Genomic DNA, 17,418 nt, shown 5'->3' on the forward strand with positions numbered 1-17,418 from the left:
GTCGTCTGGTTCTGGGACCGCTATGCGGCCCTTCGCGAGCGAGCTCGCTCCCACAGGGAACAGTGAAAGTCTGCTTTCCGTGGGAGCGAGCTTGCTCGCGAATGGATCAAAAAAGCACTCTTACAATCCGTTCGATAATCGAACGCTATGCCGATTATCGGATTGAACCGCTCCACCCCCCGCCTTAATCTGAGTCCCATACCGGCGCCACTCCAGGCGCTCCGAACCGACCCCCGACTCAGCACATCCAGGAGTCTTCCATGGCTGAAATCCTCTCGCTCCACGACGCCGTGAAGCAGTTCGTCCACGACGGTGACAGCGTTGCCCTCGAAGGCTTCACCCACCTGATTCCGACTGCCGCCGGACATGAAATCATTCGTCAGGGCAAGAAGGATCTGACCCTGGTGCGCATGACCCCCGACCTGATCTACGACCAGTTGATCGGCGCCGGCTGTGCGAAGAAGCTGATCTTCTCCTGGGGCGGCAACCCGGGTGTCGGTTCCCTGCACCGACTGCGTGATGCCGTCGAGAAGCAGTGGCCGCACGCGATGGAAATCGAAGAGCACAGCCACGCCGACCTGGCCAACGCCTACGTCGCCGGTGCTTCCGGCCTGCCGTTCGCGGTGCTGCGTGCCTACGCCGGTTCCGACCTGCCGAAGGTCAACCCGCTGATCAAGAGCGTGACCTGCCCGTTCACCGGCGAAGTGCTGGCGGCAGTGCCGTCGGTACGCCCGGACGTCACCGTGATTCACGCGCAGAAGGCCGACCGCAAGGGCAACGTGCTGCTCTGGGGCATCCTCGGCGTGCAGAAGGAAGCGGCCCTGGCGGCCAAGCGCTGCATCGTCACCGTCGAGGAAATCGTCGACGACCTCAACGCCCCGATGAACGCCTGCGTCCTGCCGACCTGGGCGCTGTCCGCGGTGTGCCTGGTGCCGGGTGGCGCGCATCCGTCCTACGCCCACGGTTACTCCGAGCGCGACAACCGCTTCTACCAGGCCTGGGACCCGATCGCCCGCAGCCGTGAAACCTTCAGCGCCTGGATCGACGAATACGTCCGGGGCACCGCCGACTTCAACGAATTCAAGGCAAAACTGGCCAGCACCGCGGAGGCTGCACAATGAGCTACTCCACCAACGAAATGATGACCGTCGCCGCCGCCCGCCGCCTGCAGAATGGCGCCGTGTGCTTCGTCGGCATCGGCCTGCCGTCCAAGGCCGCCAACCTGGCCCGCCTGACCTCCTCGCCGGATGTGGTGCTGATCTACGAATCCGGCCCGATCGGTGCCAAGCCAAGCGTGCTGCCGCTGTCCATCGGTGACGGCGAGCTGGCCGAGACCGCCGACACCGTGGTCCCCACCGGCGAGATCTTCCGCTACTGGCTGCAGGGCGGGCGCATCGACGTGGGCTTCCTCGGCGCCGCCCAGGTCGACCGCTTCGGCAACATCAACACCACCGTGGTCGGCGACTACCACGCGCCGAAAGTGCGTCTGCCGGGTGCCGGTGGCGCGCCGGAGATCGCAGGTTCGGCGAAGAAGGTGCTGATCATCCTCAAGCAGTCCAACCGCGCCTTCGTCGACAAGCTCGACTTCATCACCTCGGTTGGCCACGGCGAAGGCGGCGACTCGCGCAAGCGCCTGGGTCTGCCTGGCGAAGGTCCGGTGGGCATCATCACCGACCTGTGCATCATGGAGCCGGAAGCCGGCACCCATGAATTCGTGGTCACCTCGATCCACCCGGGCGTGACCCGCGAGCAGATCGTCGCCGCCACCGGCTGGGCGATCCGTTTCGCCGACAACGTCGAGACCACCGCCGCGCCGAGCGAGGTCGAGCTGAGCGCGCTGCGTGATCTCGAAGCCCGTACCGCCGCCGCCCACGGCCAGGCACCAGGAGAAGCGTGATGCGTGACGTATTCATCTGCGATGCCATTCGCACCCCCATCGGCCGCTTCGGCGGCGGCCTGGCCGGCGTGCGCGCCGACGACCTGGCCGCGGTGCCGCTGAAGGCCCTGATCGAGCGCAACCCGAGCGTGCAATGGGCGCAGATCGACGAAGTCTTCCTCGGCTGCGCCAACCAGGCCGGCGAGGACAACCGCAACGTCGCGCGCATGGCCCTGCTGCTGGCCGGCCTGCCGGACAGTGTCCCGGGCGTGACCCTCAATCGCCTGTGCGCCTCGGGCATGGACGCGGTGGGCACGGCCTTCCGCGCCATCGCCAGCGGCGAGATGGAACTGGCCATCGCCGGCGGCGTCGAGTCGATGTCGCGCGCCCCGTTCGTCATGGGCAAGGCCGACAGCGCGTACTCGCGCAACATGAAGCTGGAAGACACCACCATCGGCTGGCGTTTCGTCAACCCGCTGATGAAGGCGCAGTACGGCGTCGATGCCATGCCGCAGACCGCCGACAACGTCGCCGACGACTATCGGGTTTCCCGCGCCGACCAGGACGCCTTCGCCCTGCGCAGCCAGCAGCGCACCGCCGCGGCCCAGGCCGCCGGGTTCTTCGCCGAAGAGATCGTGCCGGTGCGCATCGCCCACAAGAAGGGCGAGACCGTGGTCGAGCAGGACGAGCATCCACGCGCCGACACCACCCTGGAAGCGCTGGCGAAACTCAAGCCGGTCAACGGCCCGGACAAGACCGTCACCGCCGGCAACGCCTCGGGCGTCAACGACGGCGCCGCGGCGATGATCCTCGCCTCCGCCGACGCGGTGAAGAAACACGGCCTGACCCCGCGCGCGCGGGTCCTCGGCATGGCCAGCGCCGGTGTGGCGCCACGGGTGATGGGCATCGGCCCGGTGCCGGCGGTGCTCAAACTGACCGAGCGCCTGGGCCTGGCGGTCTCCGACTTCGATGTGATCGAACTCAACGAAGCCTTCGCCAGCCAGGGCCTGGCTGTACTGCGCGGTCTGGGCCTGGCCGACGACGCGCCGCAGGTCAATCCCAACGGCGGCGCCATCGCCCTCGGCCATCCACTGGGCATGAGCGGTGCGCGGCTGATCCTCACCGCCTTGCACCAGCTGGAGAAATCCGGCGGGCGCAAGGGCCTGGCGACCATGTGCGTCGGTGTCGGCCAGGGCCTGGCCCTGGCCATCGAGCGAGTGTGAACCAATGACCCCGGACCGCCGGCCTCCACGCAAGGCCGGCGGTCCGGGGTGATTGCCGAGCGGAACGAGAGTGTTACTGAGTGTGTCTAGACTCACTGATACCCTCCAGGAGTATGCAGTCATGACTTCAAGCTATTACACCGGCGAAGAGCGCAGCAAACGCATCTTCGCCATCGTCGGTGCGTCCTCGGGCAACCTGGTCGAATGGTTCGACTTCTACGTCTATGCCTTCTGCGCGATCTATTTCGCCCCCGCGTTCTTCCCCTCCGACGACCCCACGGTGCAATTGCTCAACACCGCCGGCGTGTTCGCCGCGGGCTTCCTGATGCGTCCGATCGGGGGCTGGCTGTTCGGCCGCATTGCCGACCGTCATGGGCGCAAGAATTCGATGATGATTTCCGTGCTGATGATGTGCGCGGGTTCGCTGGTGATCGCCTGCCTGCCGACCTACGCCAGCATCGGCCTGATGGCGCCGGCGCTGCTGTTGGTCGCGCGGTTGTTCCAGGGCCTGTCGGTGGGTGGCGAATACGGCACCACCGCGACCTACATGAGTGAAGTGGCCTTGCGCGGTCAGCGCGGTTTCTTCGCCTCGTTCCAGTACGTGACCCTGATCGGCGGCCAGTTGCTGGCGGTGCTGGTGGTGGTGATCCTGCAGCAACTGCTGACAGAAGATGAGCTGCGTGCCTACGGCTGGCGCATTCCGTTCGTGGTCGGCGCCTGCGCCGCGCTGGTCTCGCTGTTCCTGCGCCGTTCGCTGGAAGAAACCAGCAGCGCCGAGACCCGCAACGACAAGGAAGCCGGCAGCATCGCCGGGCTGTTCCGCCACCACAGCGCAGCCTTCATCACCGTGCTCGGCTACACCGCCGGCGGCTCGCTGATCTTCTACACCTTCACCACCTACATGCAGAAATACCTGGTGAACACCGCCGGGATGAGTGCCAAGACCGCCAGCTTCATCATGACCGGCGCGCTGTTCCTGTACATGTGCATGCAGCCGCTGTTCGGCATGCTCTCCGACCGTATCGGCCGGCGTAATTCGATGCTCCTGTTCGGTGCCCTGGGCACGATCTTCACCGTGCCGATCCTGATGGCCCTGAAGACCGTGACCAGCCCGCTCCTGGCCTTCGTGCTGATCACCCTGGCCCTGGCCATCGTCAGTTTCTACACCTCCATCAGCGGCCTGGTGAAAGCCGAGATGTTCCCGCCGCAGGTGCGCGCGCTGGGGGTGGGCCTGGCCTACGCGGTGGCCAACGCGGTGTTCGGCGGCTCGGCGGAGTTCGTCGCCCTGAGCCTGAAGTCGATCCAGCTGGAAAACGCCTTTTACTGGTACGTTACCGCGATGATGGCGATCGCCTTCCTGTTCAGCCTGCGCCTGCCGAAACAGGCCGCCTACCTGCACCACGATCATTGACCTGCCGGCGCGCCCATGACCGGCGCGCCCCGTTGAAGGACCTGTCATGACTCCACGACCGGGCAACCAGTTGTTCGATGCCTATTTCACCGCGCCCGCCATGCGCGAGATCTTTTCCGACCGTGGCCGCGTCCAGGGCCTGCTCGATTTCGAAGCCGCGCTGGCCCGCGCCGAAGCCGCGGTCGGGGTGATCCCGGCGGTGGTGGTGGCGCCGATCGAGATGGCCTGTCAGGCCGAGCGCTACGATTTCGCCGCGCTGGCCGAGGCCATCGGCATCGCCGGCAACTCGGCGATTCCGCTGGTCAAGGCGCTGGGCAAGGTGATCGCCAGCGGCGTGGCCGAGGCCGAGCGCTATGTGCACCTGGGCGCCACCAGCCAGGATGCGATGGACACCGGCCTGGTCCTGCAACTGCGCGATGCCCTGGCGCTGATCGACGACGAGCTGGCGCAACTGACCGACACCCTGGCGCGGCAGGCCAGTGCCTACGCCGATGTCCCGCTGGCCGGGCGCACCTGGCTGCAGCACGCCACGCCGGTGACCCTGGGCATGAAGATCGCCGGTTGGCTCGGCGCCCTCGACCGCAGCCGCGAGCGGCTGCGCGAACTCAAACCGCGCCTGCTGACCCTGCAGTTCGGCGGTGCGTCCGGCACCCTCGCGGCGCTGGGCGACAAAGCCCTGCCGGTAGCCGAGGCATTGGCGCGGCAACTGCAACTGAGCCTGCCGGAACAGCCCTGGCATACCCAGCGCGACCGCCTGGTGGAGTTCGCCGCGGTGCTCGGCCTGGTCGCCGGCAGCCTGGGCAAGCTGGGACGCGACGTCAGCCTGCTGATGCAGACCGAAGCCGGCGAAGTGTTCGAACCGTCGGCGCCGGGCAAGGGTGGCTCCTCGACCATGCCGCACAAGCGCAACCCGGTGGGCGCGGCGGTACTGATCGGCGCCGCGACCCGGGTTCCCGGGCTGATCGCCACGCTGTACGCGGCCATGCCCCAGGAGCACGAGCGCAGCCTCGGCCTGTGGCATGCCGAATGGGAAACCCTGCCGGAGATCTGCTGCCTGGTCTCCGGCGCGCTGCGCCAGGCGCGGATCATTGCCGAAGGGCTGGAAGTGGATGCCGCGCGCATGCGCCGCAACCTCGACCTGACCCAGGGCCTGGTCCTCGCCGAGGCGGTGAGCATCGTCCTCGCCCAGCGCCTGGGCCGCGATGCCGCGCACCATCTGCTGGAGACCTGCTGCAAGCGCGCGGTCGCCGAACAGCGTCACCTGCGCGCCGTCCTTGGCGACGATCCGCAGGTGAGCGCCGAACTCTCGGCGGACGAACTCGATCGTCTGCTCGACCCGGCCCGTTACCTCGGCCAGGCGCAAGCCTGGGTCGAGCGCGCGGTGGCCGAACACAACCGGATCCAAGCCTGAAGGAGGCTGCTGTGGGAAGCGTACAACTCGCCGATGGCGTACTGAATTACCAGCTCGACGGACCTGAAGACGCGCCGGTGCTGGTGCTGTCCAACTCCTTGGGCACCGACCTGCGCATGTGGGACACCCAGGTGCCGGCGTTCGCCGCGCATTTTCGCGTGTTGCGCTACGACACCCGCGGTCACGGCGGCTCGCTGGTCAGCGAAGGGCCTTACAGCATCGAGCAACTGGGGCGCGACGTGCTCTCGCTGCTCGATGCCCTGCAGATCGACAAGGCGCATTTCTGTGGCCTGTCCATGGGCGGCCTGATCGGCCAGTGGCTGGGGATCAACGCCCCCGAGCGGCTGAACCGGCTGATCGTCTGCAACACGGCGGCGAAGATCGCCTCGCCGGAGGTCTGGAACCCGCGGATCGAAACCGTGCTGCGCGACCGTGAAGCGGCCATGGTCGGCCTGCGTGATGCCTCGATTGCGCGTTGGTTCACTCCGGCGTATTCCGAGGCCAATCCTGAGTCGGCCAAGCGCATCACCGACATGCTCGCCGCCACCTCGCCGGATGGCTACGCGGCCAACTGCGCCGCCGTGCGCGATGCCGACTTCCGCGACCAACTCGGTGAAATCAAGGCGCCGCTGCTGGTGATTTCCGGCGCTGCCGATGCGGTGACGCCGCCCGCGGGCGGGCTGTTCATCCAGGAGCGTGTGGCCGGTGCCGAATACGCCGAATTCCAGGCCGCGCACCTGTCCAACGTCGAGGTGGGCGAGCCGTTCAGCCGCCGTGTTCTCGACTTCCTGCTGGCCCGCTGAGGAGCTGATTTCCGTGGATGAGAAACAACGTTACGACGCCGGCATGCAGGTGCGTCGCGCGGTGCTGGGCGATGCCCATGTCGACCGCAGCCTGAACAACCTGACCGAGTTCAACAGCGAGTTCCAGGAGATGATCACCCGGCATGCCTGGGGCGATATCTGGACCCGTCCCGGCTTGCCGCGGCATACCCGCAGTCTGATCACCATCGCCATGCTGATCGGCATGAACCGCAATGAAGAGTTGAAGCTGCACTTGCGTGCGGCGGCCAACAACGGCGTGACCCGCGAGGAGATCAAGGAAGTGCTGATGCAGAGCGCGATCTACTGCGGGATCCCGGCGGCCAATGCCACCTTCCACCTGGCGGAGTCGGTGTGGGATGAGCTGGGGGTCGAGTCCCGCGCCTGAAGGTGTTGTGCGCCTCTGCTCGTAGGAGCGTGGCTCGCCCGCGAAAGGACTGCAAAGCGGTCCCAGTTGCAGTGTCATCGGGGACCGCTTTGCGGTCCTTTCGCGGGCAAGCCACGCTCCTACGGCGGCGGGGGGATGAGCATCAGATGGCGGCGTTCTTCTGCCGAATCATCACCGGCCCCGCATTGCGTTCCACCGCCGCCTTCAGCTCCGGCCGCAAGCCGAGCATGAACGCCAGTTCCGCCACCACGAACAACGGCCCGACGATCAGCCCGCTGACATCGTCGACGAATGCCGGCTTGCGCCCCTCGTAGTAGTGCCCGACGAACTGGATCACCCAGCCGACCACGAACAGCCCCAGCCCGGCGCTCAGCCAGACCAGGGTGGTCTGCACCGCCAGCGCCGCCCCGGCCCACAGGCAGGCGCCGAGCAGGGCCGACATGATCACGCCCAGGCGCGTATCGAGGCGGAAATAGAACCACGCCGAGGCCAGCGCCACGACGAACGCCGGCGACAGCCACAGGCCACCCAGGGCAATCCCCGGTCGCGACAGCAGCACGGTCACCGCCACCACGATCATCGGGATCCCCACGAAATGCGTGGCGATATTGCGCGGGTCTCGGTGGTAGCTGGCATATTGACTCAAATGTTCCACGAGGTTTTTCATTGTTATTCCTCCGGTAGGGATGACCCAGCATGCCCCCGCCGATCACTCCAAGTCTGTCGCCTGCCCGACAGTCTGCGTTTCGAGGCCCATGGATGAACGAGTCGCACCTCTGGCGTGAACACCTGCAGCATGGCCACTGGTTCCGCCAGCTGTCACCCGCCCTGCAGGACAGCCTGCTGGCGGCTGCCCGTCCGCGCAGCCTGGCTGCCGGCGAACGTCTGTTCCAGCGCGGCGATGCTCCCTGCGGACTGTATGCGGTGCTGTCCGGGGCGATGCGCATCGGCGCGGTCAGCGCGGAGGGCAAGGAGGCGCTGCTGACCCTGGTGGAAGCGCCGCACTGGTTCGGCGAGATCTGCCTGTTCGACGGCCAGCCGCGCACCCACGATGCCTTTGCCGAGGGCGCGACCAGCCTGCTCTGGGTGCCGCAGGCGATGCTCCTCGGCTTGCTCGAACGGCATCCGGCGTACTGGCGCGAGTTCGCCCTGTTGATGAGCCACAAGCTGCGCCTGGCCTTCGTCGCCCTGGAACAGCAGAGCCTCAAGGGCGCCGCGCCACGGGTGGCGTTCCGTCTGTTGCAGATGGCCGCCGGGTACGGCGAGGTGGACGGGGCGCGGCGCGTGCTGCAACTGTCCCAGGAGCAGCTGGCCTTGATGCTGTCGCTGTCGCGGCAGACCACCAACCAGATCCTCAAGGCCCTGCAGCAGGACGGCGCGGTACGCCTGGGCTACGGCGAGATCGAGATACTCGATGCCGCGCGGCTGGAAGCGCTGGCGCGCGGCTGAGGCGCTGGCTGATCGAGGCTGACCAGTATCTCGATCATCGCGCGTGCGGCGGGCGACAAGCGATAGCCGGCGCGACTGACGATGCCGCAACGGGCGTTCAGGCTTTCCGGATTCACCGGCAGATTGCGCCAGTGCAGTTCCACCAGCGCCCCGGCGGCGATTTCGCCGGCGAAGGCTTCTTCCGGACCGATGCCGATGGCTTCGCTGTCCAGCACCACCTTGAGCAGGGTCGGCAGGTGTTCGGTCTGCACCTGGGGCGAGAAGTCGGTCTTGCCGCTGAGATTGGCCAGCAGCTTGCGCGCGCCGGGGAGGATCTGCGGGGTCGCCAGCGGGTACTCGAACAGGTCGTTGGTCGACAGGCTGTCCTTGGCCAGCAACGGATGCCCGGGGCGGCAGAAAAACAGGCCGCGACGGGGCGTCAGGGGCAGGGTCTGGAAGCTCGGGTCGGCTTCGAAATGACGGATATCGGCGATGAAGAATTCGATCTCTTCGCGATTCAGGGCGCGGCTGAGGTTTTCCCAGTGGTCCACGCTCAGGCGCGTCTGCACCCTGGGATGGACCTTGACGAACTGGCTCAGCGCCCGAGGCACCAGATCCGCGGCGGGGGCGGGGCCCGAGCCGAAGTGCAGTTCGCCGGCGTCGAGCTTGGTCATGCGCCGTACATCGTTGCTCAACTGATTGGCACCCTGTACCAGACGCAGGGCGTGTTGCAGCACCACTTGGCCTTCGGGCGTGGGGCGCAGGTCCTTGCTGCCACGGTCCACCAGCACGCAGCCGAATTCCTGCTCCAGGCCCTGGATGCTGCGGCTGAACGCGGGTTGGGTGATACCCATGGCCTCGGCGGCGCGGACGAAGCTGCGGTGGTCGTTGAGCGCGATGAAATAGCGCAGTTGGCGGAGATCCATGTGGGGTACCGGAGTGCGTTTGGGGACCGCTGCGCGGTCCTTCGCGGGCAAGCCACGCTCCTACGCGGAATGGCGGGGCACCACATACCCCGTAGGAGCTGGCTTGTCGTGTGACGAACCACTGCGAAGGGCGCGCAACGCGGCCCCAGGGAAAACCGGTTTTTTAAAGCCGGGCGCTTATTTCGTCAAAGAATCAATTATTGGATTGATAGCGCTTTTTTGTATAAATCAGAGAACGCTGAACGGATAGCTGATGATCAGGCGGTTCTCGTCGAACGAGTTGGTGCTGAAGTCGCGGCGCATGGTGGAGTTACGCCACTTGAACGACAGGTTCTTGAAGGTGCCGGACTGCAGGGTGTAGGCCAGTTCCGATTCCCGCGCCCATTCCTTGCCGTCGTCGACCACGGCGGTGTGCACGTTGTCACCCTTGATATAGCGGTTCATCAGGGTCAGGCCGGGTACACCGAGGGCGGCGAAGTTGTAGTCGTGACGTACCTGCCAGGAGCGTTCCTTGGCGTTGTCGAAGCTGGAGTTGTAGCTGTCGTTGGCCAGGGTGCCGCCGCTGGTGCCGTTGACCCGCATCCACAGGTCGTCGCCGCTGACTTTCTGCAGGCCGACATAGAAGGTGTTGCCGCCGTACTTGGCCGAGAGCATGGCCGAGGCGGTGCGGTTGTCCAGGTCGCCGGCGCGGGCCGAGCCGTCTTCCTTGCCGAGGAAGTAGCCGAGGTTGGCGCCCAGGGTCCAGTCGCCCAGCGGCTGGCTGTGCACCAGGTTGATGTATTGCTGCTGGTAGATGTCCTTCAGTTGCGCGTTCCACAGGCCGATCAGGGTGCGCTTGTCGTTGAAGGTGAATTCACCGCCGGCGAAGTTGAAACGGTCGGACTTGAAGGCTGTTTTGCCGTTCATGAACATGTCTTCCATGCTCGCGTCGTTGCGCGGGCTGTTGCCGCGGAACTGGCCAGCGTAGAGGGTCAGGCCGTCGATCTCCTGAGAGGTGACCTGGCCGCCGCGGAAGGTCTGCGGCAGCGAGCGACCGTCGTCGGAGCGCAGGATCGGCAGCACCGGCATCCATTCGCCGACCTTGACTTCGGTCTTCGACACCCTGGCCTTCAAGGCCACGCCGAGGCGGCCGAAATCGTCGGCCGGACGACCGTCGTCATGCACCGGCAGCAGGTGAGTGCCGGCGGTACCCTTGCCGCCATCGAGCTTGACCGAGTACAGGCCGAGCACATCGACGCCGAAGCCGACCGTGCCCTGGGTGAAGCCGGACTTCGCGTCGAGGATGAAGCTCTGCGTCCATTCCTCGCCCTTGCCCTGGGCGTTGGCCGGGTCGACGAAGTTGCGGTTGATGTAGAAGTTGCGCAGGTTCAGCGTGGCCTTGGCGTCCTCGACGAAGCCACCTTCGGCGGCGAGGGCGGGCAGGGCGCAGGTCATAGCGAGAAAGCCGGGAAGCAGGTGTCGTGCGGGGTGCGGAGTGTTCATCGTCGGTGTGTCTCTTGTTTTTATGTAAGGCGAAACGGTCCGCTGCGGCTGAAAAGAGTCACAGGAGGCGTTGCGTCTTGGGGGTGTGCTTTGGAAAAAGCGGCAGGAGGATGGTGCGGCGACGGGCGGGGAGGAATCAATTCGTAACAGGTGGAAGTGGGCGATAATCGAACGTTAACTGAATGGTTAGTTCCCCTCGGTAGCGGTCACCCCGTAGGAGCGCGGCTTGCCCGCGAAAGGGCTGCGTAGCAGTCCCATTACGGCATTGCATGGAAGAGGGACTGCTACGCAGTCCTTTCGCGGGCAAGCCGCGCTCCTACGAGGAGTCATGCGGTATACGAGGAGTCATGCGGTATACGAGGAGTCATGCGGTATACGAGAAGTCATGCGGCATACGAGAAGTCATGCGGCGTACGAGAAGAGACATGCGGCATAAAAAAGCCCACCGCGAAGGGTGGGCTCTTTGACTTCAGCCAGATGAGTCAGCCTTTCGGCGCATCCACCGCAGCCTGCTGTTGCCGGGCATCGCCGGTGCGCTCATACCAGCCGCCACCCAGCGCCTTGTACAGATTCACCTCGCTGACCAGCTGCGACAGGCGATCGGTGATCAGCGACTGCTGCGCGCTGAACAGATTGCGCTGGGCATCGAGGAACACCAGGTTGCTGTCGACGCCGATGCGGTAGCGGCGTTCGGCCAGGCGGTAGTAATCCTGGTTGGCGGCAACCAGGTCGCGCTGGGCCTGCAACTGCTCGTTGTAGGTCTGGCGCGCGGCAAGGCCATCGGAGACTTCCTGGAAGGCGGTCTGGATGGTCTTTTCGTACTTGGCGACGTTGATGTCCTTCTGGATCTTCGAGTAGTCCAGGCTCGCCTTCAGCGCGCCGGCATTGAAGATCGGCAGGCTGATCTGCGGCTGGAACAGCCAGGTCCCGGAACCACCCTTGAACAGACCGTCCATGTCCGGGCTCAGGGTCCCGGCATTGGCGGTCAGGCTGATGCGCGGGAAGAACGCCGCGCGTGCCGCGCCGATATTGGCGTTGGCCGCTTTCAGCAGGTGTTCGGCTTCCATGATGTCGGGACGCCGGGTCAGCAGGTCGGACGGCAGGCCGGCGGGCATTTCCGCCAGCAGGTCGGCGTCCAGCGGCATGGCCGCCGGCAGGTTCACCGGCAGGCCGGCACCGACCAGCAGGGTCAGGCTGTTGAGGTCCTGGGCCACCAGGCGCTGGTACTGCGCCAGCTTGACCCGCGCGCCTTCGACGGCGGTGCGCGCCTGGCTCAGGTCGAGGGCCGAGGCCACGCCGACGTCGCTGCTGCGCTGGGTCAGCTTGTAGCTTTCCTCGTAGGTCTTCAGGGTCTCGCCGGTCAGCTTGAGCAGGGCCTGGTCCGCCTGCCAGGTGAAGTACGCATTGGCGACGCTGGCCACCAGGGCGATCTGCGTCGAGCGGCGTGCCTGTTCACTGGACAGGTAGGTTTCCAGGGCCTGCTCGCTCAGGCTGCGAACCCGGCCGAACAGGTCCAGCTCGTAGGCGCTGACGCCCACGGTGGCCGAATACTGGCTGGAGATCGACGACTGGCCGGTCTGCGACATGTCCGCCGGCAGCCGCTGGCGCGAACCGCTGCCGTTGGCCGAAACCGCCGGGAACAGGTCGGCGCGCTGGATGCGGTACTGCGCGCGGTAGGCGTCGATGTTCAGCGCCGCGACGCGCAGGTCGCGGTTGTTCTCCAGCGAGCCCTGGATCAGTTGCTGCAGCGCCGGGTCATGGAAGAACTGGCGCCAGCCTTGCTCGGCCGCGGCGACCTGGGCCGACTCGGTCGGCGAATACGCCGGGCCCGCGGGCCACTGGGTCGCCACCGGCGACTCGGGGGTCTTGTACTCGGGGATCAGCGAGCATCCGCCCAGGATGAACGCGGTGACCGCCAGGGATAACAGGGACTTGGTCATTGCCCAGCCTCATAGCGTGGAGTTTCAGGTGTGACGTCCTTTTCCGGCGCCTTGCTGCCGAACCACGACGACACGCTTACGAAGAACAGCGGTACCCAGAAGATGGCCAGGACGGTCGCGGTGATCATGCCGCCGATCACCCCGGTACCGATGGCGTGCTGGCTGCCCGAGCCCGCGCCGCTGGCGATGGCCAACGGTACCACGCCGAGAATGAACGCCAGCGAGGTCATGATGATCGGCCGCAGACGCATGCGACAGGCCTCGATCGCCGCGTCGATCAGGCTGCGGCCCTGCTCGTGCAGTTCCTTGGCGAATTCGACGATGAGGATCGCGTTCTTCGCCGCCAGACCGATGGTGGTCAACAGACCCACCTGGAAGTACACGTCGTTGGACAGCCCGCGCAGACTGGTGGCCAGCAGCGCACCGATGATCCCCAGCGGCACCACCAGCATCACCGCGATCGGAATCGACCAGCTTTCGTACAGTGCCGCCAGGCAGAGGAACACCATCAGCAGCGACAGGGCGTACAGCGCCGGTGCCTGGGAGCCCGACAGGCGCTCCTCGTAGGACAGGCCGGTCCAGGAGTAACCGATGCCCGCCGGCAGTTGCGCGGCGATGCGCTCGACTTCGGCCATGGCCTCACCAGTGCTGTAGCCGGGCGCCGGCGCACCGAGGATTTCCACCGCCTCGACGCCGTTGTAACGCGACAGCTTCGGCGAGCCGTAGATCCACTCGCCCTTGGCGAAGGCGGAGAACGGCACCATCTCGCCGGCGGCGTTGCGCACGTACCACTTCTGCAGGTCTTCCGGGCTCATCCGCGACGAGGCTTCGCCCTGGATGTAGACCTTCTTGACCCGGCCACGGTCGATGAAGTCGTTGACGTAGCTGGCGCCCAGGGCGATCGACAGGGTGCTGTTGATGTCGGCGATGGTCACGCCCAGGGCACTGGCACGCTCGTCGTCGACGGTCAGCTGGTACTGCGGCTCGTCGTTCAGGCCGTTCGGACGCACCGCCGAAAGGATCTTGCTCTGCGCGGCCATGCCGAGGAACTGGTTGCGCGCTTCCATCAGCTTGTTGTGGCCGACGCCGGCGCGGTCCTGGAGGAACACGTCGAAACCGGTGGCGTTACCCAGCTCCAGTACCGCCGGCGGGGCGAAGGCGAAGACCATCGCGTCGCGGAAGCTGAAGAAGTGCTGCTGGGCGCGGGCCGCCAGTTTGAACACGCTGTTCTCGGCGGAGCGCTCGTCCCACGGCTTGAGCATGATGAAGGCCATGCCCGAGCTCTGGCCGCGGCCGGCGAAGTTGAAGCCGGTCACGGTGAACACCGAAGCCACGGTATCGGCTTCCTTGTCCAGCAGGTACTCGCGCATCTGGTCGACCACCACCTGGGTGCGCTCGGCACTGGAACCGGCCGGGGTCTGCACCTGGGCGAACAGTACGCCCTGGTCTTCTTCCGGGAGGAACGCGGTGGGGATGCGGGTAAACAGCCAGATCATGCCGACCACGATCAGCAGGTAGGCCAGCAGGTACGGCGCCTTGTGCCGCAGCATGTTGCCGACGCCGCGCTCGTAGCTGCGCACGCTGCGGTCGAAGTTGCGGTTGAACCAGCCGAAGAAGCCGCGCTTGGCGGTGTGGTGCTCGCCTTTCTTCAGCGGCTTGAGCATGGTGGCGCACAGCGCCGGGGTGAAGATCAGCGCCACCAGTACCGACAGGGCCATGGCCGAGACGATGGTGATGGAGAACTGCTTGTAGATCACCCCGGTGGAGCCGCCGAAGAACGCCATCGGCAGGAGTACCGCCGAGAGCACCAGGGCGATACCGACCAGGGCGCCCTGGATCTGGCCCATGGACTTCTTGGTCGCTTCCTTGGGTGACAGGCCCTCTTCGGACATCACCCGCTCGACGTTTTCCACCACGACGATGGCGTCGTCCACCAACAGGCCGATGGCCAGGACCATGCCGAACATGGTCAGGGTGTTGATGCTGAAGCCGGCCGCCGCGAGGATGCCGAAGGTGCCGAGCAAGACCACCGGCACCGTCATGGTGGTGATCACCGTGGCGCGGAAGTTCTGCAGGAACAGGTACATCACCAGGAACACCAGGACGATCGCTTCGATCAGGGTGTGGATCACACCGCTGATGGACTCGGTCACCACCGGGGTGGTGTCGTACGGGAAGACCGCCTTCATGCCTGGCGGGAAGAACGGTTCCAGGTCGGAGATGGTCTTGCGCAGCGCCTTGGCGGTATCCAGGGCGTTGGCGCCGGTGGCCAGTTTCACCGCCAGGCCGGACGCCGGCTTGCCGTTGAACTGGGCGCTGACCGCGTAGTTTTCACCGCCCAGGCCGACCGTGGCGACATCGCCCAGGCGCACCTGCGAGCCATCCCGGTTGACCTTGAGCAGGATCCTTTCGAACTGCTCGGCGGTCTGCAGGCGGGTCTTGCCGATGATGGTGGCGTTGAGTTGCTGGCCGGGCAGGGCGGGCAGGCCGCCGAGCTGGCCGGAGGAAACCTGGACGTTCTGCGCGGCGACCGCGGTCTTCACGTCGACCGGGGTCAGCTGGTACTTGTTCAGCTTGGCCGGGTCGAGCCAGATGCGCATCGCGTACTGGGCACCGAAGACCTGGAAGTCACCGACACCGGCGGTCCGCGAAATCGGGTCCTGCATGTTGGAGACGATGTAGTTGGCCAGGTCGTCCTTGGTCATGCTGCCGTCTTCCGACACCAGGCCGATCACCAGCAGGAAGTTCTTCACCGCCTTGGTCACGCGGATACCCTGCTGCTGCACTTCTTGCGGTAGCAGCGGGGTGGCCAGGTTCAGCTTGTTCTGCACCTGGACCTGGGCGGTATCGGGGTTGGTGCCCTGCTCGAAGGTGGCGGTGATGGTCATGCTGCCGTCGGAGTTGCTCTCCGACGACACATAACGCAGGTTGTCGATACCGTTGAGTTGCTGCTCGATCACCTGGACCACGGTGTCCTGCACGGTCTGCGCGGACGCGCCCGGGTAGCTCACGGCGATGGCGATCGCCGGCGGGGCGATGCTCGGGTACTGGTTGATCGGTAACTTGAGGATCGACAGCGCGCCGACCAGCATGATCACCAGGGCGATCACCCAGGCGAAGATCGGGCGATCGATAAAGAATCTCGACATGGTTTACTCCCCTTTGGCCCCTGCGCTCGCGGCACTGGCCTGGGTTGGCTGGGCAGGTTTGACGTTGGTCGCTTCGCTGACCTTCACCTCGACGCCTGGCTTGACGAACTGCAGGCCTTCGGTGATCAGACGGTCACCGGCACTCAGGCCTTCCTCGACCAGCCAGTCGTTGCCGACGGTGCGGCTGGCCTTGAGCTGACGCAGTTCGACCTTGTTCTCCTGGTTGACCACCAGGGCGGTGGCCTGGCCCTTGAGGTCACGGGTCACGCCTTGTTGCGGGGCGAGGATCGCGGTCTCGTTGATGCCGTTGTTGAGGCGGGCGTGGACGAACATGCCGGGCAGCAGGTTGTGTTCCGGGTTGGGGAACACGGCGCGCAGGGTCACCGAACCGGTGGTCTGGTCGACCGACACCTCGGAGAACTCCAGGCGACCTTCCTGGGCATAGGTGCTGCCGTCTTCCAGCTTCAGGGTGACCTTGGCCGCGTTGTCGCCGACCTTCTGCAGCCTGCCGCTTTCCAGTTCACGGCGCAGTTTCAGCAGTTCGGCGGAGGACTGCGTGACGTCGACGTAGATCGGGTCGAGCTGCTGGATCACCGCCATGGCGGTGGCCTGGCCGTTGCTGACCAGCGCGCCCTCGGTGACGTTGGAGCGCCCGATCCGGCCGCTGAGCGGGGCGAGAACCTTGGTGTAGCGCAGATCGATCTCGGCGCTTTTCAGCGAAGCTTCAGCCTGCAAACGTTTGGCCTGGGCATCGTCGTATTCCTGGCGGCTGACCGCCTGCTCGTTCACCAGCTGCTTGTAGCGGTCGGACAGCGACTTGGTGGATTGCAGGTTGGCCTTGGCGCTGGCCAGGGTCGCCTCGTACACCGACGGGTCGATCTGGTACAGCTGCTGACCTTCCTTCACGTCGCTGCCTTCCTTGAACAGGCGCTTGAGAATGATGCCGTTGACCTGCGGACGGACTTCCGCCACCCGGTAGGCGATGGTGCGCCCCGGCAGATCGGAGACGAGGGTATAGGATTGGGCCTGGAGGGTAACGACGCCGACCTGAGGAGCCTGCGCCACGGGCGCCGCTTCTTCCTTTTTACAGCCGCTGAGCAGTGTTGCCAGGGCGACGGCGGATACCAGAGCGGTAACAGCTGGCTTGAATTGCATGAAGATCCTCGGGTCAGAAAGAGCTGAAGACGCTCAAGAGTAATGGAAAACGGGTTGTCGGAAATATCACTTCCGGCTAGATAAGTAGCATGCTAAGGAATATACTTACATTCATGCTTGTTTGTAAACACCCGCTACCTTGTCCTGCGAATCCAGCAAGGCGCGAAACCCGAACTCCCGGAACGCGGCCAAACCCCGCCGCACCGGT

Annotated in this window: 14 protein-coding genes; 8 read left to right on the forward strand and 6 right to left on the reverse strand. The window is 65.6% G+C overall.

Translation table 11 applies throughout. The features are described from left to right. The first annotated feature begins 260 nt into the window (after window positions 1-260). From CHB99_RS01100 to pcaC, 7 genes are all read left to right on the forward strand, one after another. Window positions 261-1,121: a CoA transferase subunit A gene (locus tag CHB99_RS01100; protein WP_042123051.1), complete on the forward strand. Its 861-nt coding sequence runs from the start codon at window positions 261-263 to the stop codon at window positions 1,119-1,121. After that, entirely contained in the window at window positions 1,118-1,897 is a 780-nt protein-coding gene (locus CHB99_RS01105) for a CoA-transferase subunit beta (RefSeq protein WP_042123052.1), read from the forward strand. Before CHB99_RS01100 ends, CHB99_RS01105 begins: the two co-directional genes overlap by 4 nt. Further along, window positions 1,894-3,099: a 3-oxoadipyl-CoA thiolase gene (pcaF, locus tag CHB99_RS01110; protein WP_170946349.1), complete on the forward strand. Its 1,206-nt coding sequence runs from the start codon at window positions 1,894-1,896 to the stop codon at window positions 3,097-3,099. The genes CHB99_RS01105 and pcaF overlap by 4 nt, the downstream gene beginning before the upstream one ends. A 121-nt stretch (window positions 3,100-3,220) precedes the next feature. Further along, entirely contained in the window at window positions 3,221-4,510 is a 1,290-nt protein-coding gene (locus CHB99_RS01115; protein WP_042123057.1) for an MFS family transporter, read from the forward strand. Window positions 4,511-4,556: 46 nt separating this feature from the next. Then, window positions 4,557-5,921 (forward strand): 3-carboxy-cis,cis-muconate cycloisomerase, encoded by a 1,365-nt coding sequence (locus CHB99_RS01120; protein WP_042123060.1) that lies wholly within the window; start codon window positions 4,557-4,559, stop codon window positions 5,919-5,921. Between the two features lie 11 nt (window positions 5,922-5,932). After that, entirely contained in the window at window positions 5,933-6,724 is a 792-nt protein-coding gene (pcaD, locus tag CHB99_RS01125) for a 3-oxoadipate enol-lactonase (RefSeq protein ID WP_042123061.1), read from the forward strand. A gap of 13 nt (window positions 6,725-6,737) precedes the next feature. Further along, a complete protein-coding gene (pcaC, locus tag CHB99_RS01130; protein ID WP_042123063.1) occupies window positions 6,738-7,130 on the forward strand; it encodes a 4-carboxymuconolactone decarboxylase in 393 nt (130 codons plus the stop codon). 142 nt (window positions 7,131-7,272) lie between these two features. Here the strand turns inward: pcaC and CHB99_RS01135 are convergent, their stop codons facing one another. After that, entirely contained in the window at window positions 7,273-7,797 is a 525-nt protein-coding gene (locus CHB99_RS01135) for an Mpo1 family 2-hydroxy fatty acid dioxygenase (protein ID WP_042123064.1), read from the reverse strand. 92 nt (window positions 7,798-7,889) lie between these two features. Here CHB99_RS01135 and CHB99_RS01140 point away from each other — a divergent pair, with 92 nt between their 5' ends. Further along, window positions 7,890-8,579 (forward strand): Crp/Fnr family transcriptional regulator, encoded by a 690-nt coding sequence (locus tag CHB99_RS01140; RefSeq protein ID WP_042123066.1) that lies wholly within the window; start codon window positions 7,890-7,892, stop codon window positions 8,577-8,579. On the opposite strand, the gene CHB99_RS01145 is transcribed toward CHB99_RS01140, so the two are convergent. The 5 genes from CHB99_RS01145 to CHB99_RS01165 all read right to left on the reverse strand — a co-directional run bounded on the left by CHB99_RS01145 (window position 8,522) and on the right by CHB99_RS01165 (window position 17,210). After that, entirely contained in the window at window positions 8,522-9,484 is a 963-nt protein-coding gene (locus CHB99_RS01145) for a LysR family transcriptional regulator (RefSeq protein ID WP_042123069.1), read from the reverse strand. The two genes, CHB99_RS01140 and CHB99_RS01145, sit on opposite strands and share 58 nt — an antisense overlap. A gap of 228 nt (window positions 9,485-9,712) precedes the next feature. After that, the gene (locus CHB99_RS01150; RefSeq protein ID WP_042123071.1) at window positions 9,713-10,966 is read right to left on the reverse strand and encodes an OprD family porin; all 1,254 of its coding nucleotides are present in this window, start codon (window positions 10,964-10,966) and stop codon (window positions 9,713-9,715) included. 482 nt (window positions 10,967-11,448) lie between these two features. Beyond that, entirely contained in the window at window positions 11,449-12,906 is a 1,458-nt protein-coding gene (gene adeC / locus CHB99_RS01155) for an AdeC/AdeK/OprM family multidrug efflux complex outer membrane factor (protein ID WP_042123073.1), read from the reverse strand. Next, window positions 12,903-16,055, reverse strand: a complete 3,153-nt coding sequence (ttgB, locus tag CHB99_RS01160) for a multidrug efflux RND transporter permease subunit TtgB (RefSeq protein WP_042123075.1) — start codon at window positions 16,053-16,055, stop codon at window positions 12,903-12,905. Before ttgB ends, adeC begins: the two co-directional genes overlap by 4 nt. A 3-nt stretch (window positions 16,056-16,058) precedes the next feature. Further along, window positions 16,059-17,210 (reverse strand): efflux RND transporter periplasmic adaptor subunit, encoded by a 1,152-nt coding sequence (locus CHB99_RS01165; protein ID WP_042123077.1) that lies wholly within the window; start codon window positions 17,208-17,210, stop codon window positions 16,059-16,061. Window positions 17,211-17,418: the final 208 nt, after the last annotated feature.

This window comes from Pseudomonas japonica (assembly GCF_900188455.1).
GTDB lineage: Bacteria > Pseudomonadota > Gammaproteobacteria > Pseudomonadales > Pseudomonadaceae > Aquipseudomonas > Aquipseudomonas japonica.

What these genes read in the sequence shown, in the direction of transcription:
- CHB99_RS01115 (WP_042123057.1), top strand. Translation starts at nt 3,221, where the DNA reads ATGACTTCAAGCTATTACACCGGCGAAGAGCGCAGCAAACGCATCTTC.
- CHB99_RS01100 (WP_042123051.1), top strand. Translation starts at nt 261, where the DNA reads ATGGCTGAAATCCTCTCGCTCCACGACGCCGTGAAGCAGTTCGTCCAC.
- CHB99_RS01120 (WP_042123060.1), top strand. Translation starts at nt 4,557, where the DNA reads ATGACTCCACGACCGGGCAACCAGTTGTTCGATGCCTATTTCACCGCG.
- adeC (WP_042123073.1), bottom strand. Translation starts at nt 12,906, where the DNA reads ATGACCAAGTCCCTGTTATCCCTGGCGGTCACCGCGTTCATCCTGGGC.
- CHB99_RS01135 (WP_042123064.1), bottom strand. Translation starts at nt 7,797, where the DNA reads ATGAAAAACCTCGTGGAACATTTGAGTCAATATGCCAGCTACCACCGA.
- CHB99_RS01165 (WP_042123077.1), bottom strand. Translation starts at nt 17,210, where the DNA reads ATGCAATTCAAGCCAGCTGTTACCGCTCTGGTATCCGCCGTCGCCCTG.
- CHB99_RS01150 (WP_042123071.1), bottom strand. Translation starts at nt 10,966, where the DNA reads ATGAACACTCCGCACCCCGCACGACACCTGCTTCCCGGCTTTCTCGCT.
- CHB99_RS01145 (WP_042123069.1), bottom strand. Translation starts at nt 9,484, where the DNA reads ATGGATCTCCGCCAACTGCGCTATTTCATCGCGCTCAACGACCACCGC.
- CHB99_RS01105 (WP_042123052.1), top strand. Translation starts at nt 1,118, where the DNA reads ATGAGCTACTCCACCAACGAAATGATGACCGTCGCCGCCGCCCGCCGC.
- ttgB (WP_042123075.1), bottom strand. Translation starts at nt 16,055, where the DNA reads ATGTCGAGATTCTTTATCGATCGCCCGATCTTCGCCTGGGTGATCGCC.
- CHB99_RS01140 (WP_042123066.1), top strand. Translation starts at nt 7,890, where the DNA reads ATGAACGAGTCGCACCTCTGGCGTGAACACCTGCAGCATGGCCACTGG.